Raw genomic sequence first — 23,491 nt, forward strand, 5'->3', positions numbered from 1 at the left:
CTCTATTCGTCCCACGGCGGAATCTCTCCGGCGCCAACCTGGCTGGAGATACCAAGCAGGAAGCCGCCATAGACTTCGGTCGCATTGGGGTACTTTTCGGCCATGATCGCGGCGAGCTCTTTCGAGGTCTTCGATCTGGAGCGCGCGTCGGCAAAGGCGTTGATATAGGTGCGGGTCCAGCCGATGCTCATGGTGTCATCGGGCAGGCCCGGCTTGGTGTGGCCGGCCACGACCTTGACCGGGTTCAGCGCCTCTAGCTGGTCGAGCGTCTTGAGCCATGCGTCATATTGCGCAGGGCCGTGTTCACCGAGCCAGACGTAGACCCCGTTGTAGAGGATGTCGCCCGCGACAAGGGTTCGCGTCTCGGCATCCCACACCGCGGTCGAGTGGACATGATCGCCCTGCATCGGCCCGATCACCTGCAACTTGTGGCCTTCCAGGTCGAAGCTGTCGCCGCTCATCGCCTGCGGCTGGACGGGGCGCTTGGGTGCATTGGTGCCGAGCTGTCCGCTCCAGCGCTTGAACTTGATCGGGATCGAGCGCGCCATGTCCTTGGCGGCGACCGGATTGGCAATGATCTTCGCGTCGGGGAATGCATCCTGCAGCACGTCCAGCCCGAAGAAGTGATCGGGGTGATCGTGCGTGATGATGATCGCCTTGAGGCTCTTGCCACTGTCAAGCACCTCGGCGGCGACGCGCATGGCGTCGGACCGGGCGAAGGGCACGTCCACCAGCACGGCTTCCTTTTCGCCGGTGATCAGCGTGACATTGGCAACCATGCTGACCGGGCTGGTCGGGATCACCTTGTAATCGAGCGGCTTGGCCTGGGCAGCGCTGATCGATAGCGCTGATGCCGCGAGAAGCGAGAGTACCATTCGCATTTCCGTCTCCTCGGTACGCATGAATCAATGTGCGGTCTGGCCGCCGTCGATGGTGAAAGTGGCGCCGTTGATGAAGCTCGCCCCGTCGGAACACAGGTGCAGCACGGTGGGGGCGATCTCCTCTGGCCGGGCCGCGCGGCCCGAAATGTTCTGGGCAAAGAACATCTGCGTGAACTCGTTGCTGTCGGCCCAGTGCTGCGTCATCGGGGTGACGACGAAGCCGGGCGCGATGGCATTCACGCTGATGCCCATCTGCGCATATTCCACCGCCGCTGCCTTGGTGAGGCCCGAAACGGCGTGCTTCATCGCGCAGTAGGCGCTCATGTTCGGGTCTGCGATCAACGCACCGACGCTGGCAGTGTTGACGATTGCGCCCCCGCCGACGCTGAGGAAGTGGCGTATCTCCGCCTGCATGGCAAAGAAGACGCCCTTGAAATCGACATCGATGGCAAGGTCGAGCTCCTGCTCGGTCACTTCATGGATCGGGCGCTGCGGGGGGAGGACACCGGCGTTGTTGAATGCCGCGTCCATCCGCCCGAAACGTTCAAGGCATTCGGCGACGAGCGCATCGAGATCGGCGGCCTTGCGCACGTCGGTCTGGCGGAATGCTGCGCGTCCGCCCTCACCCACGATCAGCTCGACCGTCTCTGCAGCGCGGGCATCGACATCGCCGATCATGACGGCTGCGCCTTCGCGCGCGAAAGCGAGAGCGGTTGCGCGGCCTATGCCGGTGGCAGCGCCGGTCACGAGGACGGCCTTTCCTTCGAAACGCATCATGTCAGATGATCCCTGATTTGCCGGGGGCGAGAATGCCGTTGGGGTCAAGCGCGTGTTTGATTTTCGCGTTGAATTCGCGGTTTACCGCACCGTATTGCTGCGCAACGAGGTCCATGGAGTTTACGCCGGTGCGATAGCTTGCCCAGCCTTGCGCCCCGAACCGCGTGACCAGTTCGCGGTAGCAGGCGTCGGCCTTCCTCTCCTGTTCGGCATCGGATTTGTCGAACAGGAGCGCGATGATGTGGTGCAGGTCGCGCCAGCCGATGGCATAGGCAGCCGTGTAATCGAAGCCATGCTTCTCGACGATTTCCCTCGCCAATGCGGTCTGGCGCTCGGCCTCGACGCCGCGCGCGGCGGCAACCGGTGCGAACCAGGCAAGTCCCCCGCCCGCCCCGCGCCAGCGCAGCAGGCCGATCTCATCGAGATTGAGGCCGCCTTCCATAAGCGTGGCGTGATGGTGGAACCAGGGATTGTCGCCCATTTCGGCAGCGGTCAGAACTTCGCCGCCGCTCGCCGTCAGGCTTGCGCGGATGATCGGCTCGACCCCCGCCACCGTCTGTTCGGTGCCGTAAAGCGCGAAGTACGTGTTCCACATGCCGAGACCGTTGGCCTTGGCCACCTTCTTGATCGAGGCCTCATCCAGCGGCATGCCATCGGGCACGATCTCGTTGCGGCGCTTGAACATGGCGAGCTGGTAGGACGCACTCATCATCAGGTTGCAGTTGGCGAAGAGGTTCGAGACGCGTAAGGGGCGCATCGCCTCGATGATGCGCGGAACGTCGGCCATTTCAGCGTGGCGCACCATGAACGGCTTGTAGACCGGGGGCTTGGGCATCAGCCACAGGCCCATCTTGGTGACGACGCCGAAATTCGACTGGGTGAACAGGCCGTCGATGTAAGGGCCGTAGCCCCACTTGAACGCCTGCCACGCAGTGCTGCCCTTGATCGAGCCCATGCCGGTGCGCATGACCTGTCCATCGGCCAGCACCACTTCCATGCCGCACTGGAACATGAAGTGTTCGCCATAGGGCGTGTAGCCCACCCCGCGATCCAGCGTGTTGCCGACCGCGGAGGCGATCGGGCCGACCGTGGGCACGTCGATCCACAGCGGGATGTTGTTCTCTACCAGATAGTCCTTGAGCTGCTGGTAGGTGACGCCCGGTTCCAGCAGACAGGTGCCGAGATCGGCGTCGACTTCGAGGATGCGGTTCATCCGCTTGAGATCGAGCACCACCTGCCCGGGCGTTGCCGGCGCAGTCATGCCGTAGCCCATGTTCTTGCCGGTCGAGACCGTCCACAACGGCTGCTTGTAGGTGTTGGCGATGCGGACGATTTCCTGCACCTGCTCCACCGTCTCGGGGCAGACCGCGCCGACGGGAACATGGCGGTGCGCAGGGTCAGGCACGTAGACCTTGGTGTAGGGCGCGACCGCCTCCTCGTCGCCGAACACCCATTCGTTGCCGACGACGGCGCGGAAGGCCTTCATGGCACCGGCAAAGTCGGCTTTCGACATACGCGGGGCGAGCGGGGCGGGGTTCTTCGCGCTGGCACCGGTGCCAAGGCCAAGGCTGGCCGCGCCGATTATCCCTGCGCCGAGCAGGCCGCGGCGGTCGAGGTCGATGCTGCTCATTGTCCGTGCTCCTCCTTGCGCGGCTGGCTATTCTCTATCCACGCTGCGAGGGCTTCCAACTCTTCCGGCTTCACCTCGGTCGGGCGGAAGGCGGGCATGCCGTTCTGGCCATGGCGGACGATATACTTGACGCTCTCGGCAGGCAGGCCGCGCCCGAGGATAATCGGGCCGACATTGCGGCCATGGCAGTAGCCGCAAGTCTTGGCGTAGATGGTTTCAGGCGGGCGGATCGGTTGCGCCTCGCCCAGCTTCTGCCCAGCCAGCGCTGGCGCGGCGAGCGCAAGCAGCGCTGCCCCTGCAATGGCAAAGGCGGTGGTATTGTCCGGCATATGTCCCCTCCGGTGCGGCGTGATCTCCGCTTCCGGAAAAGGGTTATCGCGGCTCAGCGCGGCTCGCCATCGACGGTGTCATCGCGCGTTCCACCAAGCGAAACGTGCGCGCGAACGGTCACCCCACTGCCGCAAGCACGAGCGTCAGCACGCCGAGGCCACTGGCCATCCAAACCCGCAGGCGCAACCAGCCTTCGGGCAGAATGACCTCGCCCGCCAGCTTGTGATCGACAAGCGGACTGGCCAGCAGGAGTAGACCGAGCGCCACCAGAGAAGGCCCCGGCCAATGCCAGCCCTCGCTCCACGGCAACAGCGCTGCCCACGCAGCAAGGCTTGGCAGCACCGAGACGACATAGAGCCCCGATTTGCGAACGCCGCCAAGCAGGCCTGCCATCCACCACAGACCGCCCAGGAACGACAGGATCAGCGCGGCATAGAAGCAGCCCGCTGCCCGCGCCGTCCATTGATAGGCGCCCTTGTCCAGCACGGCCCAGATGCACAGCGCCTGCGGGAGCCAGCCGGCCAGGCCAAGCAAGGTCACGGCAGGGGGCAGCGAGGCGAGCTTCATGTGGGCGGAGTCCTTCAGCATCGCTTCCGTCTGGCCGCTCGCCAAGGCTACCGCAACACGGACCTGTTGCCACGTCGAGACCGGCGCGCGTCAACGCTAGCCAGAGCCATGGACAGGTTTCCCCTCACCCGTGCCGCAGCGCTGGAGCGCCTCGAACGGTTCGTGCCCAAGGCCGCCGGCGCCTATGCCGCGCGGCGCAATCTGGTGGACCCGCAAGGCGATCACCGCAACGTCTCGCGCCTATCTGCAACGCTGCGCCGCCGTCTGATCGGCGAGGACGAGGTGGTGCGCACCGTCCTTGCCGCACATCGCTTCGATAAATGCGAGAAGTTCGTCGCCGAAGTGTTCTGGCGGACCTATTGGAAAGGCTGGCTGGAACAGCGCCCTCAACTGTGGACCAGCTACCTGGCCGAATGCGAGAGCCTGCCGGTTACCCCGCAGGTTCATGCCGCGATGGATGGACGCACCGGCATCGATGCCTTCGACCACTGGGCACGCGAACTGACCGAGACCGGATACCTGCACAACTGGGCGCGGATGCAGGTTGCCTCGATCTGGATCTTCACGCTGGGTCTGCCGTGGCAGCTTGGCGCACAATGGTTCCTGGATCGCCTGATCGATGCCGATCCTGCCTCCAACACGCTGAGCTGGCGCTGGGTGGCCGGGTTGCATACCGCGGGCAAGACATACCTCGCCGATGCCGACCGCATCGCTGCGATGACAGGCGGGCGGTTCCGTCCGGCAGGACTGGCCGAAAGCGCTGCTGTGCCCGAGGCCTCACCCATGCCCGGCCGGACACCCCTGCCGGCGACGCAGGAGATCGACCCCAGTCAGCCCACAATGGTTCTGATCACGCCCGAGGACTGCTCGCTCGAGACCGTACTGCCCCAGCTTGACGTTCGAGCCGTGGCCGTGGCCGATGGCATGGCGCGCAATGGCTGGGATCGCACCGCTCTGGGCGATGCTGCCGCGCGGGCATCGGGGCACTGGCAATGTCCGGCCGCAGCGGGCGACATCGTCGCGCTGGCCCTGCGCCATGACTGCAAGCAGATCGTCACCGGCCTTGCCCCCGCCGGACCGGTGGCGAGCGAGCTGGCTGCCCTGCGCAAGAGGCTTGGCGAACGCGGCGTGAGACTGGTCGAGCATCAGCGCGATTGGGACAGGCAGTGCTGGCCACATTGCGGCAAGGGCTTCTTCAACCTCAAGTCGCAAATTCCAGGCCTGCTGCGCAGTCTCGATCTTTTGGTGAAGACTGCACCCAATCGGACCGGGGAAAGTCTTGGCAAGGATTGCTATACCATGTAACATTCCCACTGGAGAGACCTGAACTCAGGCGGAACGGAGCATGATCGAAGTCATCAGCACGCGCGATCTCGCACCAGTGGAGCGGCTGGATTACTGGAACGATCTTATCGCATCGACTTATCAGGGCATGGTGGTCGATGCCCCGCGCGACCGCTTCGACGCACGGTTGACCGTCTGGCAGATGGGCGCGCTGCGCATGGTGCGGCCCTATTCACGGGCTGCGGTGATTTCCCGTCATGCCGACAGGTCAACGCGAGGGACAGAGCAGTTGATGGTGGCGCATCTCCTGACGCGCGGACAGGCGCGGCTGGAACAGCGCGGGCGAAGTGTCGATCTTGTAGAGGGCGACATGGTGCTTTGCGCAGCAGAAGAATTCTACCGCTTCGATACCCGCACCACGCACGAGATGATGGTGGTCGAATTTGACCGGCGCACGCTTGCCGACCGCGTTCCGGGCATCGACGACTTCGTCGCGCGGCGGATCTCGGGCGAGCTTGCCTCGACGCGCCTTGCCCATCGCTACATGTCCTCGCTGTGGCAGGAAGCGCCCGAGACTCTCCCGCCCGCGCATTGGCAGATGCACGCCGGCATTCTCGGCGACATCATTGCGTCCTGCATCGAAGGGAGCCGCGAATGTACCGAGGCTTCAGCCGGTGCCCTCCTGAAGCGCGCCGAATCAGTGATACTCGACCGCATCGGCGATGCAACGCTGGGTCCGTCGACGCTGGCGGCAGAACTTGGCGTGCCCTTGCGCACGCTTCAAGCCACGGCCGCCGCGGCCGGCACGACGCTGGGTGCCCTTATCATGCGCCGCCGCCTGCAGTGCGCGGCCAAGCGACTGGTGAGCGTGCCGCTGGCCAGCGTGACGATGATCGCGCTGGAATGCGGCTTTGCTGATTCGGCGCATTTTGCCCGGCGTTTCCAGCAGCACTTCGGCATGACGCCTACGCAATATCGGCGCATGAACTGAGGCGCCTTGCGCGCTCGTCCCAAATGCTGCGCGTGCAGACAGGCGCGCCCCGCCACGTGAGCTAGACCTTCCCCATAAACATGGGAGGTTCTGCATGAAGGCTCGATTTACTTCGGCTAGCGTCGTTGCGCTTGCTGCATCCATTCTCGCCGTTCCCGCTTTCGCGCAAGAGGCCGCACAGGCCGATGCTGCCGGCGGCATCGAGGAGATCGTCGTTACCGCCCAGAAGCGGGTTGAAAATGTGCAGGATGTGCCGATCGCCATCTCGGCCTTCGGCGGCACTGCGCTGAAGGAGCGCGCGGTGGCCGACATTTCGGCCCTGAGCGGCATTGCGCCCAATGTGAACCTTGATGGCGGCACGCCGTTCTCAGGCTCGTCTGCGGTGCTTTCTGCAACGATCCGCGGCATCGGCTCCGACGACTTTGCGTTCAACATCGATCCGGGCGTGGGTATCTACCTCGACGGCGTGTTCCTGGCGCGCACCGTTGGCGCCAACCAGGACCTTCCCGATGTCGAGCGGATCGAGGTGCTGAAGGGACCGCAGGGCACGCTATTCGGGCGCAACACCATCGGCGGCGCGATTTCCATCGTCACGCACAACCCCGGCTACGAGTTCCGCCTCTCGGGCGATCTGACCACCGGCAGCTTCGACCTGCTGCGCGCCCGCGCCACGATCGACCTGCCGCTGGCCGAGGGCCTTGCCGCCTCGCTGACCGGCGCGGTCACCAGCCGCAGCGGCTTCCAGAAGCGCATCCCCTATCAGGGCACGGCGGCGGAAATGCGCGCCATTGCCAATTCCGATGCCTTCACGTCATTCAACAACGCCGACTATTCAACCTCCAGCCGCCAGAGCGCCGACAACAACATGAGCCTGCGCGGCAAGCTGCGCTGGGACGATGGCGGTGCGTTCCGCGTGACGCTTTCGGGTGACTATACCAATCAGGATTCCTCGGGGCAGAACAACTCGTTGCTGGGCGTGTCCTTCCCGCCGGGGCCGTTTGCGCCAACCAATCCGCTGCCCGGCACAGGCATCAATCCAATAAATCCGGCGGGTGGCTTCCTGTTCGCGGGGCTCTACAACTTCTGCATCGGGTCGACGCAGGCCGAGATTGCCGCCCGCGGGGCCAGCGCAATCTGCGGTGCGCGCGGCACCAGCGTCAATCCTGGCCGGCTGCTCGGCTCACTGGCCGGCGTGAACACCGATGCCAACCCCGCCAACGACCGGCTGCCGTGGGACGGCCGCTTCATCACCGGCGATCCTGACAAGACCTACGCTACCGGTCCGACGCTCAACAAGCTGCGCGCCTGGGGCTTTGCCGGCAATCTCGAATACGACCTTGCCGACGGCCTGATGGTGCGGTCCATCACCAGCTACCGCAAGACCAACTGGAAGGCCGGCACCGACCTCGACGGCTCGCCGCTTTCGATGCTCGAACTTACGTTCAGCCAGAACCAGCAGCAGTTCAGCCAGGAAGTGCAGTTGCTGGGCAACAACCTGCTCGATGGCAAGCTCAACTTCGTTCTTGGCGGATACTACTTCAAGGAAGACGGCGACCTTCACGATTACGTGACTTTCGATGAAGGCCTGCTGCAGGTTGACGGCCCGAACGAATTCGACACCAAGAACTACGCTTTCTTCGGCCAGGTCGATTTGCGCGTGAATGACTGGATCGGCATCACGCTGGGCGGCCGGTACACCAAGGAGACCAAGCTGTTCGAAGGCGGACAGCAGGACCTCAATGGCGGCAACTACAAGCTGTTCGGTTGCGCCAATGCCGCCGGCACGATCTTCCCGTTCGGCGACTTCCCGCTGGCTCCGCCACAGGCGGCGGGCGGCCCGCCCTGCTTTGCCGCGCTGTCCTTCCCCGATCCGAGCAATCCGGTGCGCGTCTATGCGCCGGGCGTGAACCGCAAGACCTTCTCGAACTTTGCGCCCAAGATCGGCGTGCAATTGCACCCGAGTGACGACGTCATGGTCTACGGCAGCTATTCTGAAGGCTACAAGACCGGCGGCTGGACAACGCGCCTGACCAATCCGCAAGGTAACGTCGCGCCCGATTTCGACGAGGAAATCGCCGAGACCTATGAAGTGGGCGTCAAGTCCACCTGGCTCGACCGCCGCCTGCAGGTGAATGTCGCGGCCTTCACCACCAACTACAAGAACGTCCAGCTCAACCAGCAGGTCGGTACATCACCCACCATCGACAACGCAGGTACCGCGCGCATCAAGGGCGTCGAGCTCGAGGCCATCGTCGCCCCGGTCAAGGGCCTGACGATCAACGCCTCGGTCGGCTATCTCGACGCCTACTTCACCGCGCTTTCGGCCAGCGTTTCACGGCCTGACGTGGCGGGGGCGATTCCGGGCCTGCGCGAAGGGGCCGTGGTAGGCGGGCAATTGCCCAAGACGGCGAAATGGTCGACCAACGTCGCCCCGCGCTACGAACTTGGCCTTGGCAATGGCGGATCGCTGGTGATGCTGGCCGATTGGACGCACAAGAGCGCGGTGTGGAACGATGTGGCGCGCTACCTGCCGCTGCGGCGCCAGCCGATCGATATCGTCAACGCGAGCATCACCTACCGTGAACCCGGCGGCAAGTGGGACCTGACCCTTGGCGGCACCAACCTGACCGACGAACGCTATCTGGTCTCGGCAGGCGCGAACGATGCGGCCGGGGTCTATTTCGGCAGCTACAACCGGCCCCGCGAATGGTACGCCCGCGTCGGTTTCAGGTTCTGATCGTCCGGAGCCCCGCCACGCGGCGGGGCTCTGCCACCATCGCCTTTGCCATTTACAGGAAACCCACCATGACCACTGCCAAGGCCGCCGTGCTGCGCACCGTTGGCGCTGCGCCCGCGATCGAACCTGTGAAGCTGGAAGAGCCGCGCGCCGACGAGGTGCTCATCGAGATGCGCGGCGTCGGCATCTGCCATACCGACATGGTCATGCGCGATGGGCATTTGCCGGTGCCGCTGCCTGTGGTGCTTGGCCATGAAGGTTCGGGCATCGTCCGCGCACTCGGCAGCGACGTGACCGACCTTGCGGTGGGTGACCACGTCGTCCTCAGCTTCATGTCATGCAACCATTGCCCGAGCTGCGCCGAGAGTTCACCGGCCTATTGCCATTCGTGGGTGCCGCTCAACTTCTTCGGCGCCCGCTCCGATGGCTCGACTGCACTGACGGACGCGGCGGGCGCACCGGTTCACAGCCATGTCTTTGGCCAGTCTTCCTTCGCGACGCACGCTGTCGTGAACCGGCGCAATACGGTCAAGGTGGACAAGGACCTGCCGCTCGAACTGCTGGGTCCGCTGGGCTGTGGCATCCAGACGGGAGCGGGCGCGGTGCTCAACGCCTGCCGCGTTCGCGCAGGATCGAGCGTGGCGGTGATCGGCGTCGGGGCGGTCGGCCTTTCTGCCGTGATGGCGGCGGGCATTGCCGGTGCCACAACGATTGCCGCGATCGACATCAACCCGGCAAGGCTCGACCTTGCCATCGCGCTTGGCGCAACTCATGCATTGCGCAGTGGTGGCGACTTCACCGCTTTGGCATCGGAAGCGGGGTGTCCGGCGGGCTTCGACTACGTCATCGACACCACCGGCATCGCGTCGCTGGTCAACGCTGCGATCCTTGCACTTGCGCCGCGCGGCGAGATGGCGCTGGTGGGCGCCTATGCCCCCGGCACCGAAGTCTGCGCCGATACCACGCATTTGATGAGCGCGGGGCGCGTGATCCGGGGCGTGGTGGAAGGCAGTGCCGATCCGCAGCAATTCATCCCGCAGCTGATCGCCTTCCACCGCGAAGGCCGGTTCCCCTTCGACCGGCTGGTCCAGTATTTTGCGTTCGAGGAGATCGCCGATGCGGTCGCTGCCGGCGAGAGCGGCAAGGTGGTGAAACCGATCGTGCGGTTCTGAAGGTTCAGCCGGAAAGCCCCGCCCAGTCGAACCATTCGGCATAGGGGTGGCATTGGGCCACTACCTGCGGGCGCCCGGCTCCCGCCTGTCCATGCCATTGCGTAAGCGTCACTTCCACGGCGGTGCGGTCGGCATTCCATTCGAGGCCGACGCGCACGAGCGGCGTCGAGGGCGTGGCCACGCGACCTGCCTGGGCCAGGGCAAGATCGATCATGCGGCGTTCGGTTTCAGGCAGATATTGCGCGACCATCGAATGGAACACGACGCGCCGTTCGCCTTGCGGCTGCGGCAGGGCAAGCTGCTGCCCCAGCCATTCCCCGGCGCGGCCCCTGTCCACCTGCGGCGGGTGGAACCGGGCCAACACAAGGGCGGCACGCAGGCGTTCCGAGCGGGCGCGCTCGCCCGGCCAGATATAGGCGTGGAGCCGTTCACCATCAGCTTCGCGCCGCACGTCGAGCGGATTGAGATCGACGCCGCGCGCGCCTGCGATGCGCGTCCGCCCGGGCAGCGGCGCATGTCCGCTCCAGCGGGGCGCAATGCAGACTTCGCTGGAACAATCGCCCGCTCGCTGCGCACCCATGTGAATGTCGTAGTGTTCGAGATTGAGGTTCAATCCTGCGCTTGATCCCAGTTCAAGCAGGCTCGTCCGCATCGGCGCGCGGGCATCGAGTTCCATCAGCACCGCAGCAAGCGCTGCAACGCGCGCCACTTCGTTGGTCTGGGTCGGACCGCTCATCCATTGCAGGAGATCGGCCTCTCCATCATGAAGCGCCAGAGACAGCGTGATATCGAGCAGCAAAGGCTCCGGCGCTGCATCCGCTGCATCGGCGCGGGCATCGCGATAGATCGCCGCAAGGCCGGGATGGCGGCCCGAACGCGCCATGGCGTGAAGACCCGCGCCAAGCCTGAAGATCACGCCCGCGCTGGCAAGGTCTCCGGGCCAGGTTTCGATGGCATGGGCAAGGAGCGGAGCTTGCGGCAGGACCCGCGCCACGCTTTCCAGAACAGCCGCAACGAAGACCTTGCCAAAGCTGCGCGCCTTGGCCGCTTCGATGGCGAGCTGGGCCGCCGCGCGGCCTTTGACAGGAGCCGGCAGGCAAGCGGGCTCGGCAAGGGCAGCGATAGGCAAGGGTCTGTTCTTTCAGGAAATTGGCAATGCGCCCGAACAAGCATCAGCCCTAGGCGAACATCCCCAAGAAGCCGGAAACACGTACTTTCGGTTTTCCCCTATCTCGTCCCGAAGACGCCACAGTACCGAGGATTTTGAGGCGTAACATTACGTAACCGCCTCCTCGCCGTGGATTAATCCGCTCTCCGCTAACTGCGATGAACAAGATTAACCACATGAGGAATACGATGCGTAACTGGCAGTTGCTCGCCACCACGGTTCTCGGCTTCGGCCTTGCAAGCCCCGCCTTTGCCGAAGAAGCCGCCGATCGCGAAGCTGGCCCTGAATCGTCTGCTGCCGCCCAATCGGCACCTGCTCCGGCCTCGGCCAAGCCCGCAGGCAAGGCCTTCAGCACGGGCGTTGCCAAGGGCCGCGACCTTCTGGACACGGCAATTTCGGCCAGCGTGATCGACGAGGCAGACCTGCCCAAGCTGTCTGTCAGCTCGGTTGCCGGGATCATGCAGAACATCCCCGGCATCCGCGCCGAGACATCGGACATCGACGGTTTCTCCTCGATCACGGTGCGCGGCCTGCCGCTTTCGGCCGATGGTTCGAAGTTCCTGCAACTGCAGGAAGACGGCCTGCCGGTTCTGGAGTTCGGTGACCTGCACTTCTCGTCTGCCGACCAGTTCATCCGCGCCGACCTTTCGCTGTCGCAGGTTCAGGCGATCCGGGGCGGCTCGGCCTCGACGTTTGCCTCGAATTCGCCCGGCGGCGTCGTCAACTTCATCTCCCGGACCGGTGAGACCGAAGGCGGCGCAGTGCAGCTTTCCAGCGGGCTCGGCTATGATCTCAAGCGGCTCGACTTCACGTATGGTGCGCCGCTAGGCGACGGCTGGCGCTTCCACGTCGGTGGCTTCTACCGCCAGGGCGAAGGCCCGCGCGACATCGGTTACGACGGCTTCCGCGGCGGCCAGGTTAAGCTTAACGTCACCAAGCAGTTCGCAAGCGGCTATGTCCGCTTCTACGGCAAGTATCTCGACGATCGCCAGCCGAACTACTCGCTCTATCCGGTCCAGCTGACAGGCACGAACGATGCCGTGAAGATCAACGATCTGCCGGGCAACAGCGTGCGCGGCGACGTTTATGAATCGCCCTTGACCGCAAGCTATATCGCGCTCGACCAGAACAACAACCGGACGACCCTGGACGGCCGCGTGGGCATTCGCGGGATCAACAAGTCGGTCGGCCTGGAAGCGCAGTTCGACGTCGGCGGCTTCACCATCAGCAACCGCTTCCGCTACGCCGATGTGAGCGGCGAATACAACGAGACGATCCCCATGGTCACGGCCCCGGCCGCCATCCTCGGCGCGGTTCTGGGCAGCCCGGGTGGTTCGTTCTCCTATGCCGGCGGACCCGATGCGGGCAAGCCGTTCAGCCCCGCCGCACTGGCGGCGATCTCGATCAAGATCAATGCCCAGCTCAACCAGATCGACAATGTCACCAACGACCTGCGCGCCAGCCGCGTCTGGGAAACCGGCGGCGGCAAGCTGACCACGACGGCAGGCCTCTATGCGGCCTCGCAGTCGGTCGACATGTATTGGAACTTCGCCAACACCCTGAACGATCTTGCGGGCAACGGGCAAAACAATCCGCTGAACCTGACGAGCCTCGGCGGCGTGCCGCAGAGCGATGCGGGCGTATATGCCTATGGCTTCGGCTTCGGCGTGCCCCTGGCATCGTATCATACCCATTACGACCTGACGTACCGCATCCTCGCACCTTACGGCTCGCTCAACTACCAGATCGGCAAGCTGGCCATCGGCGGCAGCCTGCGCTGGGACAAGGGCCGCGTCTCGGGCAGCATCCTGTCCTCGTCGCTCCGGGGCAATGGCTCAGCCGTGGTCGACATGAACGGCAATGGTGCGATCTCGGTGGCGGAAACCAAGGTGGCGATCCTGCCGCTGGGCCAGGCCGCGAACGTCGACTACGACTATGACTACCTGTCGTACTCGGCCGGCGTGAACTACCGCATCGCCCAGCCGCTTTCTGTGTTCGCGCGCTACAGCCGCGGCGGCCGCGCCAATGCCGAACGCATCCTCGGCGCAGGCTCGCTCAATCCCCTCACCGGCAAGCTGGCCGATCCTTCGACCGCGTTCAGCCCGGTCAAGCAGGCCGAAGGCGGCGTGAAGTTCCGCGAAGGTGGCATCACCGCCTACGTCACCGGCTTCTGGGCTTCGACCAGCGAGCGCAATTACCAGATCGGCGCCGACAATTCAGGCCAGGTCGTGGTCATCCCGATCAACCGCACCTACAGCGCCAAGGGCATCGAGTTCGAAAGCGAAGTGCGCGAAGGGCCTTTCGCGCTGGCGCTTGGCGCGACGTGGACGGACGCCAAGATCGACAAGGACCGCACGTCGCCCGCACTCGAAGGCAACCGCCCGCGTCACATCCCCAAGTTCTCGTTCCAGGCCCGTCCGCAGGTCGAATTTGACGCGGTGACCTTTGGCGCGGTGGTGAATGGCACGGCCAGCAGCTTTGCGCAGGACACCAACATCCTCGAGCAGCCAGGCTACGTGATCGTCAGCCCGTTCCTGCAGATGCGGCCGGTGGATCGCGTGCAGCTTTCGCTCAACGCCTTCAACGTGTTCAACAAGCTGGCCGTGGTCCAGATCGCCTCGGCGGTGATCCCGACGGGCGGGCTGACCAATGCGCAGGTCATGAATGGCCGCACGCTCACCGGCTCGCTCCGCTTTTCCTTCTGATACCCCCGGCGGCCCGCCCTTAATCGGGCGGGCCGTAACCAGCGCCTGATACCTTAGGGAAACACAGTCTTGGACCGCATGAACATCCCCCGCCGCCTTGGTCTCTCCTTCGTCGCGCTCAACGTGACTGCGGCGCTGATGATGATCGTCTTCGGAATCAGCCTCGCGATGGTTTCCAGAGTGACGGCGCGCAACACCGAGAGCCAGGCGGTGCTGGCCGATACGCTTGCGCTCGAAACCGCGCTGTTGCGTCAGAACAGCCAGTTCCGCGGCTTTCTCGTCACGGCCGACGAGAGTTATCTCAAGTCGTATTACGAAGGGCGTGACGATTACGACAAGACATCGGCTGAACTTGAAGGTCGGCTGACCGACGCGAGCCTGCAGGACAAGGTGCGGACGTCGCGCGCCGAAACCGCCAAGTGGCGCGAGGCGTGGGGCGACAAATACATCGCCGTGGTGAAGTCGGGCCAGCGCGATGCAGCGCAAGAGGCTGTCCGCGCTGCCGGGAAGGCCGTGCTGGTCAGCGACGCGGTCCTGCCCCTGCGTGCCATCAAGGATGCCAAGAGCAAGGAAATCGCCGACGAGACCGGATGGCAGGAGAGCGCCATCCTCTATGCCTGGATCAGCCTCGCCATCGGCGGCGCCATGCTGATCGGGCTGGCACTGGTGCTGTCGCGCCGCCTGTCGCGCTCCATCGCCCAGCCGATCAGTGACCTGACGGAAACGATGACTGCGCTGGCCGATGGCCAGAACGATGCCCCCATCCCCGGCACCACGCGCGCCGACGAACTGGGAGACATGGCCCGCGCGGTGATGGTGTTCCGCGATGCAGCGCTCGATCGCAGCCGCGCAATCGCCGAACGCGAGCGCGCGATGGCACAGATCGGCGAGCGCCTGTCATCCGTTGCGCAGGCGGACCTGTCGGTGCGTATCACCGGCGTGCCTCCGGCATTCCAGGCCGTGGCGGACGACTTCAACGAGGCGATGGAGCGACTGTGCCAGGCGATGGGTCTGGTCCAGGACAGCATCGTGGCGATCAACCTCACCTCGTCGGAGATCCAGCAGGCGACGACCGATCTTGCCAGCCGCAGCGAACAGCAGGCGGCCAGCCTGCAGGCATCGTCGAGCGCGATGGAACACCTGACCACGCAGATCGAGGACTATGCCAAGATCGCCGCAGAAGTGAGCGGGTCGATGGTCGAGGCGCGCGGAGAGGCCGAGAATGGCGGCAATATTGTCGGCAAGGCGATCGAGGCGATGGACAATGTCGAACGCGCCAGCGTCGAGATTTCCGAAATCACCACGATGATTGATGGCATTGCCTTCCAGACCAACCTGCTTGCGCTCAACGCTGGTGTTGAAGCCGCGCGCGCTGGCGAGGCGGGCAAGGGCTTCGCCGTTGTCGCATCGGAAGTGCGCGCATTGGCACAGCGCGCGACCGAGGCGGCCAATGCGATCAAGCAGAGGGTCGAGGCGGTGACGAGCCACGTTCGCTCGGGCGTGTCGCTGGTCAACGAAACCGGCTGCGCGCTCGAAACGATCATCAGCCGCGTAAGCACGGTGACCACGTCGATCTCAACGATTGCCGAGACCGCCGGAGAACAGAGCGTTGCCCTGCGCAAGATCAACGGTGCGATCGGGGCGATGGACCAGATGACCCAGCAGAACGCAGCCATGGTCGAGGAAACCAACGCTGCTACCAAGAACCTGACGCAGGAGGCTGGTCAGCTTTCAAGCGCCTTTGCCAGTTTCCGCATCGGGCGCGAACATCGCCCGACTGTGGCACCCCTCGCACCGCGCGCGCCGGTTTCAGCGCCAGCGCCGGTACGATCGGCAGCGCCTTTGCCGCCAGTCCCGCGCGCCAGCGGAAACCTGGCGCTCGACAACGACTGGTCCGAGTTCTGACAACTCCTGATAAAAAAGCCCGGTGTCATATGGCACCGGGCTTTTTTCAGTTCAGGCGATATCGTTGATCTTCAGCTTCGGCTTTACTTCAGCCGCGGCCTTCTCGGCTTTCTTGCGCCGTTCGAACACCGCCAGCATGTGCTTGCGGTCAGCAGCGGTCAGGATCTTTTCGCTTTCGACGAACTGCTCCTGCTCTTCCTCGCGGATATGATGGAGGTATTCTTCCTTCAGCGCGGCAAAGCGTTCCAGCCACTTCTTGCTGCCCATGTCGCGGGCAGCAAGATCGTCGAGCATCTTGTCGATGTCCTTGTGCTCGGCCACGGCGTGGCGTGCGAACTCGGTCGTCTTCGGGTTGCGCAGCACGGTTGACCACAGCGCCTGTTCCTCGGCAGCGGCGTGGCCTTTCAGTTCGTGCACCAGCTCTTCGAACAGCGCAGTGGCGTCATCGCCCTTGCCGCCGGTCGCCTCCAGCATGGCCAGCAGCGCGCGGTGACGATCGTGGTCCTCCACCAGCCGGCCGAAGATGTCCGGCAAGCCGCGCAAGTCGGTCACGGGGGTCTGGCCGATATGCGCCGGCACATCCGGGGCAATGGCCTTTGCCTTGGCTACGGCCTTGGCCTTCGCTTCGGCCGGCTTGGTCTTGGTTGCAGCTTTCGTTGCCATCATCGACTCCTCAGGCGAGATCGCGGATCTTGGGTTCACGCTCGAAGTGGCGCACCGGCCCCACTTCTAGCAGCTTTTCATTCGGCACCACGCCTTCATCGGGCTCGACGCCGGCCTTCTCAAGGATCACCTTGGTGCCGTTGCAGTGGGCGATGGTCTTGCAATGGCCATAGGCATCCATGAACCACTGCACCGCAGCGCCCTGCTTGCTGAGCTTTTCGGCCTCGGCGGGCATCAGCACCGATGCGACTGCATCAAACATCACCGAAGGCGATCCATCGAGTTTGCCGTCTGCCTTGAGCGTGCCGCCCTTGACGGGGATCCCGCCGACCTTGGGAGCAACCAGGAACACCGAGCCACCTTCTGCTTCGACGCCTGCCTTGAGCTTGTCGATCGTTGCCTTGTCCGACCCTTCGGCAAAGAGGATGCCGACCTTGCGGCCTTCGAACGTCATCTTGCTCTGCTTCTGGATCGACAGCGCATCCGATGGCTTCATGTCCACCGGCTCACGTGCGGCAGGCGCCTTTTCAGGCAGGTCCATGGCCAGACCATCGGCCACGCGGGCCGCAAGTGTCTCGTCAACGTTGCGCAGGCGCGACAGGACGCGGGCGCGGACGTGTTCGAGCGAGACCTTGGACAGTTCGAACACGAGCGCCGAGGCGATGTGCGCCTGCTCGTTCTCAGTCTGCGAGTGGTAGAACAGGGCTGCCTGGCTGTAGTGATCGGCGAAGAGTTCGGCACGAACCCGTACCTTCTCGGTGGGATCGTTGCGCTCGCCGTTCTCGCGGAACGAGGTGAAGCCCGTTTCCGGCGCAGCGCGCGGGCCGCTGTCCTCGCCTGCTTCATCAAGAGAGTTGGGCTCGTAGTTCGCGCGGCCGGTCGGCACCAGCGTCTGCATCAGCCCATCGCGCTGCATGTTGTGGAACGGGCACTTGGGCGCGTTTATCGGGATCTGGTGGAAGTTGGTCGTGCCAAGGCGCGACTTCTGCGTATCGAGGTATGAGAACAGCCGTCCCTGCAGCAGCGGGTCGTTCGAGAAATCGATGCCCGGCACCACGTTGGTCGGCAGGAACGCTGCCTGCTCGGTTTCCGCAAAGAAGTTGTCGACATTGCGGTTGAGCGTCATGCGTCCGATGATCTGCACCGGCACGTCCTCTTCGGGGACCAGCTTGGTCGCATCGAGCACGTCATACGGCTGCGCGGCGGCGAAGTCCTCGTCGAACACCTGCACGCCCAGGTCCCACGCCGGGAAGCTGCCAGCATCGATGCTTTCGAACAGGTCACGACGGTGGAAATCGGGATCGGCACCGGCAATCTTTACCGCCTCATCCCAGATCAGCGATTCCATGCCCAGCACTGGCTTCCAGTGGAACTTGACGAACTTGCCCTCGCCCGCCGCATTGACGAAGCGGAAGGTGTGGACGCCGAAACCTTCCATCATGCGCAGGGTGCGCGGGATGGCGCGGTCGCTCATCGCCCACATCATCATGTGCATGGTTTCGGGCATCAGGCCGACGAAATCCCAGAAGGTATCGTGAGCGCTGGCTGCCTGCGGATAGCCGCGGTCGGCTTCCATCTTCACCGAATGAACCAGATCGGGAAACTTCAGCGCATCCTGGATGAAGAATACCGGGATATTGTTGCCGACAAGGTCCCAGTTGCCTTCGTCGGTATACATCTTCACTGCGAAGCCGCGCACGTCGCGCGGGGTGTCAACCGATCCGGCGCCACCTGCCACGGTCGAGAAGCGCACGAAGACCGGACAGGTCTTGCCCGCTTCCTGGAACAGCCCGGCCTTGGTCAGTTCGGGAATGGCCTTGGTCACCTCGAACACGCCATGTGCGCCCGATCCACGGGCGTGGACGATGCGTTCAGGGATACGTTCGTGGTCGAAGTGGAAGATCTTCTCGCGCAGAATGAAGTCTTCGAGCAACGTCGGTCCGCGGGTGCCGGCCTTGAGACTGTTCTGGTTGTCGGACAGGCGATGGCCGAAATTGTCGGTCAGGTAGGCAGAGGCAGGCGCTCCGTCCTTCGCGTCCTGATGCGTTTCGCCGGCATTGCCGGTCTCGGTTGCGTAGGGCGCCTTGCCTGCGCCAGGCTGATGGTCTGACAAGCCATTGTCGAGGGCGGGCGAATGCTGCGCGTCGGAAGCTTTTTTGCCGGTTTTGGCCATGGGAAATCCTTTTCGTTGGGCGCGTCGCGCGCGCAAAAAAACACCCTCCACGCCGGGGCGCGAAGGAGTTGCAGGCCTGTGTGGCCTGATCCGGTCAGACCGCCGCGCGCCGGGGGAGGGGGGGGTAGCGCGCGACGGTCCTAGGGGGTTAAATCAGTAGGTGCGGCCGAATTCCCGGGCCTGCTTCTTCTTCATTGCACGAGAGATGGCCCAGGTGCCGCCTGCTGCGGCAATCATGCCCAGCGGGCCCATACGGCGGGCCAGCGTCGCTGCGGCCAGACCGACTATGGCGCCGGTGCCTTCACTCATGCCAGGGGTACGTTCGGCAATCTTCTTGCCGACAACTGCGGAAATGATCTTGCCAATCATGGATTACCTCTTTGGAACTCCTCCAGAACCGTGGGGCGGGGATATGGTTCCGGAAGGGCATCAACATCCTTGACCGCCACGGCGAAGAATGCGAACATGCATTCCAATAAAGTAGCGGCCCGCTCGCCGCCAGGCAAACATGCGCTAGCATGGGGCCGCCGATTGGGAGATCGACGTGCCTGCTGCTTATCCGCTTTCATCCTGTATCGAATGGCAGTTCGCCGAAGCCGGTGACCTTGCCCAGCGTATCCGCGCTGCGAAGGCAGGGGGCTTCGACCTGGTCGAATTCCACCTCTGGCGCGACAAGCCGGTGCAAGAAATCGGCGCTGCACTGGCCGAAACCGGCATCCAGCTCACCGGGATTTGCGTCGATCCGCGCCGCTCGATCGTAGATCCGGTCGAGCGTGCCGAGATGGTCAACGCCGTGGCAGAAACCATTGCCATCGCCCCTGCCCTCGGCAACCCGCCGCTCATCGTCGCCTCGGGCTTCAAGGTCGAAGGCATGAGCGAGGAAGATCATTTCATCAACGCCGTCGCCGCACTGAAGGAAGCCGCCGCGCTCGCCGAAGCGGCAGGTGTCACCTTGCTCCTCGAACCGCTCAACACTCGACTGTTCTCGGCGATGTACCTTGTCAGCACTACGCTCGGGCTGGACCTGATCGAGGCCGTCGGCAGTCCCGCCCTGCGCCTGCTCTACGATGTCTGGCACAGCGCCGTTATGGGTGAGGACATTGCCGAAGTGCTGAAAGACCGCATCCACCTCGTCGCGCACGTTCAGGTCGCCGATATGGACGACCGCAACGAGCCCGGCACCGGCACCCTGGATTGGGCCCATGTGATGGGGACCCTCGAAAGCCTTGGCTACAACGGCAGCATAGGGATGGAGTACTTCCCTACCCTGCCGATGGACCAGTCACTGGAGTTGACCCGCAAGACGCTGGCGCTCTGACAAGACCCAAGCTGCGATCCGGGAGAGGGATGTGGCAAACGACAGACTGAGCTTGGCCGAACGCGTCAGCTACGGCATGGGCGATATGGGCACCAGCCTTGCCTACAACATGGCGAGCGGATTTCTGCTCTTCTACTACACCAACGTCGTCGGCATGCCGGCGGCAGGTGTGGGCACAGTGTTCCTCATCGCACGCCTGCTGGATGCGGTTATCGACCCCGTGGTTGGCATCCTGGTTGACAAGACCCGCAGCCGCTGGGGCCGCACGCGGGGCTACTTCCTGTTCACCGCCCTCCCCTATGCCCTGCTCACGGTGGCGCTATTCCACGTTCCCGCGTGGAGCCACGGCGCGCAGCTGGTCTATGCTTTCGTCACTTTCAAGGCGCTGGGCATCCTGATGTCGGTTCAGGCGATCCCCTATACCGCGCTCATGCCGATGATGACGCTCGACCCCAAGCAGCGCCTGAAGCTCTCAGGCATGCGCGGCGTCGGGACCTCGATCTCGGTAGTGCTGGGCACCGCGGCCGTGATGCCGCTGGTCGGCGTGTTTGGCGACGGAGACCAGAACAAGGGTTTCCAGTACGTGGCAATGCTCTTTTCCGCGATCGGCCTTGCCTGCACGCTTGCCCTGTTCGCCAATTGCAAGGAACGCTTCGAGGACGGGTCCTCACCCGATTTCGCCATCGGCCCTGCAGTCAAGGAAATGCTGCGAAACAAGGCGTGGGCCGTCGTCTTTGTCTCGTGCCTGCTCTACTTCATCCGCTTCGGCCTGATGATGAGCGCGACCGCCTATTTCGCGATCGACGTGATGCGGCAACCCTGGCTGATCTCGGTCATGCTCCCCGCCGTCTCGGGCATGCTGCTGCTGTCCTCCTTCGTTGCACCGCCGATCCTTGCACGCACCGGCATCAGGAAGGGCAGCGCCTGTGTTCTCGGCCTGGCCGCGCTGATCTTCGCGGTCTTGCCATTGGCGCAGAGCAACACGGGCCTGTTCCTCACTCTCTACATTGCCGCCTGCCTTGCCACTTCGATCACCATCACCGCCGCCTTCGCGATGATCGCCGAGACGGTGGACTACCACGAATGGAAGTTCGGCACCCGGCGCGAAGGCCTGCTCTCGGCAGGCATCAGCCTCTCGACCAAGGTCGGCATGGCCATCGGCACAGCCGGGTTTGCCTTCATGCTCGGCGCGGCAGGCTATGCTCCCGACGCCGTGACCGAGACCGCGCGCGAGGCGATCCGCTGGACCTACTACGGCAGTGCCGTCGTCTTGCTCGCCCTGCAGACGGTCGTCGTGCTGATGTGGCCAATGGATGGCATGCACGTCACCATCCGCAACGACATCGCCGCACGCCAGCCCGCAGCTGCGGAGTAAGGTGGAACGTCCGTTGAGACTCTGCAGGCCGCCGCGCCGGCTTGTCACATAAGCCCGAGCTTGCCGCCGCTTGCGGCATAGGCCCTGAACGCCTCGAACCGTTCGGGTGAGGAGACGGCGGCTCGCATGCCCTCACGGTCGCCCAGCAACATCACCGTCGTGCTGCTCTTGCCAACCTGGGTCCAGCCCTTGCCTGGCACCGCGCCGCGCATGAAGGCCAGAATGCGGTCCTGCCACTGCCTGACCACGCGGCTGTCAGCCGCTGTCCACGAGCGGTCGCCGAGGCCGATGTTGCCGAAGACATAGGGCAGTTGCGAACTATGGAACGCGCCCCACGATTGCCCACCCTTCACCACCGGGTAGGCATAGTCGTAAAGGTAGGCATAGACCGGCTGCGCTGCACTACGCGTGCGCTCCTTCGACCACAGCAGCAGCCCTGCCATGTAGCGATCCCGCGCGATCAGCGCGTTTGAAGCAACGGCTTCCTCATCGGTGGCATGGGGATAGAGCGCCAGCAGGCGATCTGCCGAAGCACCATAGCGCGCGCGAACAGCCGCTGCGAATTGCGCCGGGGTGCGCACCGAGATGTCGATCATCTCGGCGCTGTTATAGCCGGTGATCAGGGGCACCAGGCTTGCGACCGGGCCGCTGGCGCGGATCGGATCAAACGGCACCACCTTGCCATCGACGTTGGGCACAAACATCAGGCGCGGCGGACCGCTGTTCGCGCCGGGAACGTAGCGCGTCGCCTCGATCAGAACTTCGGGCGGAACATCGCGCATCTGCGCCACTGTGATCTTGCCCAGCCTTGCGGCAAGATCGCTGCCGATCTTCTCGTTCTCGGCAAGAGGTGGTACGTCCACCGCCATGCTTGCGCCGCTGAACGCAATAGCCTTGTCAAACAGGCCCCTGACCATGGGAGAGATCAGCAAGTCCGCCACGGAGGCCGCACCGGCGCTCTCGCCAGAAACGGTCACGTTGCCCGCATCGCCGCCAAAGCGCGCGGCATTGGCGCGGACCCATTTCAGCGCTGCGATCTGATCGAGCAGACCGTAGTTCCCCGAAGATCCGAGCGGCGATTCCGCCGTCAGCGCCGGATGCGCCATGAAGCCCAGCACGCCGACGCGATAGTTGATCGTCACAACCACCGCCCCACGCGACGCCAGTTTCGCGCCATCGTAGATCGGCAGGCTCCCTGCCCCACCGCCGAAGCCGCCACCGTGTATGAACACCAGCACCGGCTGCTTCTTTACGGCCGCGCCTCTGGGGCGCCAGACGTTCAGCGTGAGGCAGTCCTCGCTCATTGGCGGGGCGGCAAGAAATTCGGCCGTGTAGGGTCCCCATGGTGCAGGCACGCCCTGCTGGCACACCGGTCCGAACGCCGAGGCATCGCGTACGCCCCGCCAGGATATCGCTGCTTGCGGTTCCCGCCAGCGAAGCGACCCCACCGGTGGCGCGGCATAAGGAATGCCTAGAAACGCCTCGGCCCTGCCGCTCGCCTTGCCACGAATTTCGCCACCGGTCGTGGTAACCACGGTTTGCGCCGTGGCCTGCGCGCTGAAACCAAGGGCAAACGCCCCCAAAAGCGCCAGCCTGAAGTGCTCGCGCTCGGCAAGTCCGCCGAAGGTGCGAACGCTGGTCGAAGACAGCGCGGCAGCGCCCCTGCGAATCCTGGCCGATATCATCTCGCTCTCCCATCCTTGCGCTCTCGCCGCGAGATTTCCTCACGCTCGCAAGGGCATGTATGAGAATAGTATGATTATTCTAAATAGGCGGTCAAGCGGCACTTCCACGGCGGAGGATCGTGCTGAAACA

Annotated in this window: 18 protein-coding genes; 8 read left to right on the forward strand and 10 right to left on the reverse strand. The window is 64.1% G+C overall.

All coding sequences use genetic code 11. The features are described from left to right. Positions 1-2: 2 nt before the first annotated feature. The 5 genes from B9A23_RS04770 to B9A23_RS04790 form a co-directional block, all read right to left on the reverse strand. Entirely contained in the window at positions 3-881 is an 879-nt protein-coding gene (locus tag B9A23_RS04770) for an MBL fold metallo-hydrolase (RefSeq protein ID WP_176217884.1), read from the reverse strand. Positions 882-905: 24 nt separating this feature from the next. Next, positions 906-1,658: an SDR family NAD(P)-dependent oxidoreductase gene (locus B9A23_RS04775; RefSeq protein ID WP_084277699.1), complete on the reverse strand. Its 753-nt coding sequence runs from the start codon at positions 1,656-1,658 to the stop codon at positions 906-908. A gap of 1 nt (position 1,659) precedes the next feature. Continuing rightward, positions 1,660-3,288, reverse strand: coding sequence for an FAD-binding oxidoreductase (locus B9A23_RS04780; protein ID WP_084277700.1), 1,629 nt, complete (start codon positions 3,286-3,288; stop codon positions 1,660-1,662). Then, positions 3,285-3,617, reverse strand: coding sequence for a c-type cytochrome (locus B9A23_RS04785; protein WP_084277701.1), 333 nt, complete (start codon positions 3,615-3,617; stop codon positions 3,285-3,287). Before B9A23_RS04785 ends, B9A23_RS04780 begins: the two co-directional genes overlap by 4 nt. 118 nt (positions 3,618-3,735) lie before the next feature. Next, positions 3,736-4,206 carry a DUF3429 domain-containing protein gene (locus B9A23_RS04790; protein WP_254894993.1) on the reverse strand — a complete coding sequence of 157 codons (471 nt, stop codon included), beginning with the start codon at positions 4,204-4,206 and terminating at the stop codon, positions 3,736-3,738. Between the two features lie 87 nt (positions 4,207-4,293). On the opposite strand from B9A23_RS04790, the gene B9A23_RS04795 reads away from it, so the two are divergent. The 4 genes from B9A23_RS04795 to B9A23_RS04810 all read left to right on the forward strand — a co-directional run bounded on the left by B9A23_RS04795 (position 4,294) and on the right by B9A23_RS04810 (position 10,369). Then, a complete protein-coding gene (locus B9A23_RS04795; RefSeq protein ID WP_084277702.1) occupies positions 4,294-5,490 on the forward strand; it encodes an FAD-binding domain-containing protein in 1,197 nt (398 codons plus the stop codon). Between the two features lie 40 nt (positions 5,491-5,530). After that, positions 5,531-6,460 (forward strand): AraC-like ligand-binding domain-containing protein, encoded by a 930-nt coding sequence (locus B9A23_RS04800; RefSeq protein WP_084277703.1) that lies wholly within the window; start codon positions 5,531-5,533, stop codon positions 6,458-6,460. 94 nt (positions 6,461-6,554) lie between these two features. Further along, positions 6,555-9,197: a TonB-dependent receptor gene (locus B9A23_RS04805; RefSeq protein ID WP_084277704.1), complete on the forward strand. Its 2,643-nt coding sequence runs from the start codon at positions 6,555-6,557 to the stop codon at positions 9,195-9,197. A 68-nt stretch (positions 9,198-9,265) separates the two neighbouring features. Next, complete coding sequence (locus tag B9A23_RS04810; RefSeq protein ID WP_084277705.1) at positions 9,266-10,369, forward strand: NAD(P)-dependent alcohol dehydrogenase; 1,104 nt, start codon at positions 9,266-9,268, stop codon at positions 10,367-10,369. Between the two features lie 4 nt (positions 10,370-10,373). On the opposite strand, the gene B9A23_RS04815 is transcribed toward B9A23_RS04810, so the two are convergent. Next, positions 10,374-11,498 (reverse strand): DUF2332 family protein, encoded by a 1,125-nt coding sequence (locus B9A23_RS04815; RefSeq protein WP_084277706.1) that lies wholly within the window; start codon positions 11,496-11,498, stop codon positions 10,374-10,376. A 215-nt stretch (positions 11,499-11,713) separates the two neighbouring features. Here B9A23_RS04815 and B9A23_RS04820 point away from each other — a divergent pair, with 215 nt between their 5' ends. After that, positions 11,714-14,242, forward strand: coding sequence for a TonB-dependent receptor domain-containing protein (locus B9A23_RS04820; protein ID WP_084277913.1), 2,529 nt, complete (start codon positions 11,714-11,716; stop codon positions 14,240-14,242). 78 nt (positions 14,243-14,320) lie between these two features. Continuing rightward, the gene (locus B9A23_RS04825; RefSeq protein WP_084277707.1) at positions 14,321-16,147 is read left to right on the forward strand and encodes a methyl-accepting chemotaxis protein; all 1,827 of its coding nucleotides are present in this window, start codon (positions 14,321-14,323) and stop codon (positions 16,145-16,147) included. Positions 16,148-16,198: 51 nt separating this feature from the next. Here the strand turns inward: B9A23_RS04825 and B9A23_RS04830 are convergent, their stop codons facing one another. The 3 genes from B9A23_RS04830 to B9A23_RS04840 all read right to left on the reverse strand — a co-directional run bounded on the left by B9A23_RS04830 (position 16,199) and on the right by B9A23_RS04840 (position 19,352). Beyond that, positions 16,199-16,810 carry a hemerythrin domain-containing protein gene (locus tag B9A23_RS04830; RefSeq protein ID WP_217806583.1) on the reverse strand — a complete coding sequence of 204 codons (612 nt, stop codon included), beginning with the start codon at positions 16,808-16,810 and terminating at the stop codon, positions 16,199-16,201. Between the two features lie 10 nt (positions 16,811-16,820). Beyond that, positions 16,821-18,983 (reverse strand): catalase, encoded by a 2,163-nt coding sequence (locus tag B9A23_RS04835; RefSeq protein WP_084277709.1) that lies wholly within the window; start codon positions 18,981-18,983, stop codon positions 16,821-16,823. Positions 18,984-19,136: 153 nt separating this feature from the next. Continuing rightward, positions 19,137-19,352, reverse strand: a complete 216-nt coding sequence (locus B9A23_RS04840; protein ID WP_084277710.1) for a hypothetical protein — start codon at positions 19,350-19,352, stop codon at positions 19,137-19,139. 175 nt (positions 19,353-19,527) lie between these two features. On the opposite strand from B9A23_RS04840, the gene B9A23_RS04845 reads away from it, so the two are divergent. Together B9A23_RS04845 and B9A23_RS04850 are read left to right on the forward strand one after the other, a co-directional pair. Next, positions 19,528-20,301, forward strand: a complete 774-nt coding sequence (locus B9A23_RS04845) for a TIM barrel protein (RefSeq protein WP_084277711.1) — start codon at positions 19,528-19,530, stop codon at positions 20,299-20,301. 31 nt (positions 20,302-20,332) lie between these two features. Next, positions 20,333-21,676, forward strand: a complete 1,344-nt coding sequence (locus B9A23_RS04850) for an MFS transporter (RefSeq protein WP_084277712.1) — start codon at positions 20,333-20,335, stop codon at positions 21,674-21,676. 44 nt (positions 21,677-21,720) lie between these two features. Here B9A23_RS04850 and B9A23_RS04855 read toward each other — a convergent pair whose 3' ends face one another. Continuing rightward, positions 21,721-23,361 carry a carboxylesterase/lipase family protein gene (locus B9A23_RS04855; protein WP_084277713.1) on the reverse strand — a complete coding sequence of 547 codons (1,641 nt, stop codon included), beginning with the start codon at positions 23,359-23,361 and terminating at the stop codon, positions 21,721-21,723. Positions 23,362-23,491: the final 130 nt, after the last annotated feature.

Origin of the sequence: Novosphingobium sp. B1 (assembly GCF_900176395.1) — a bacterium.
GTDB lineage: Bacteria > Pseudomonadota > Alphaproteobacteria > Sphingomonadales > Sphingomonadaceae > Novosphingobium.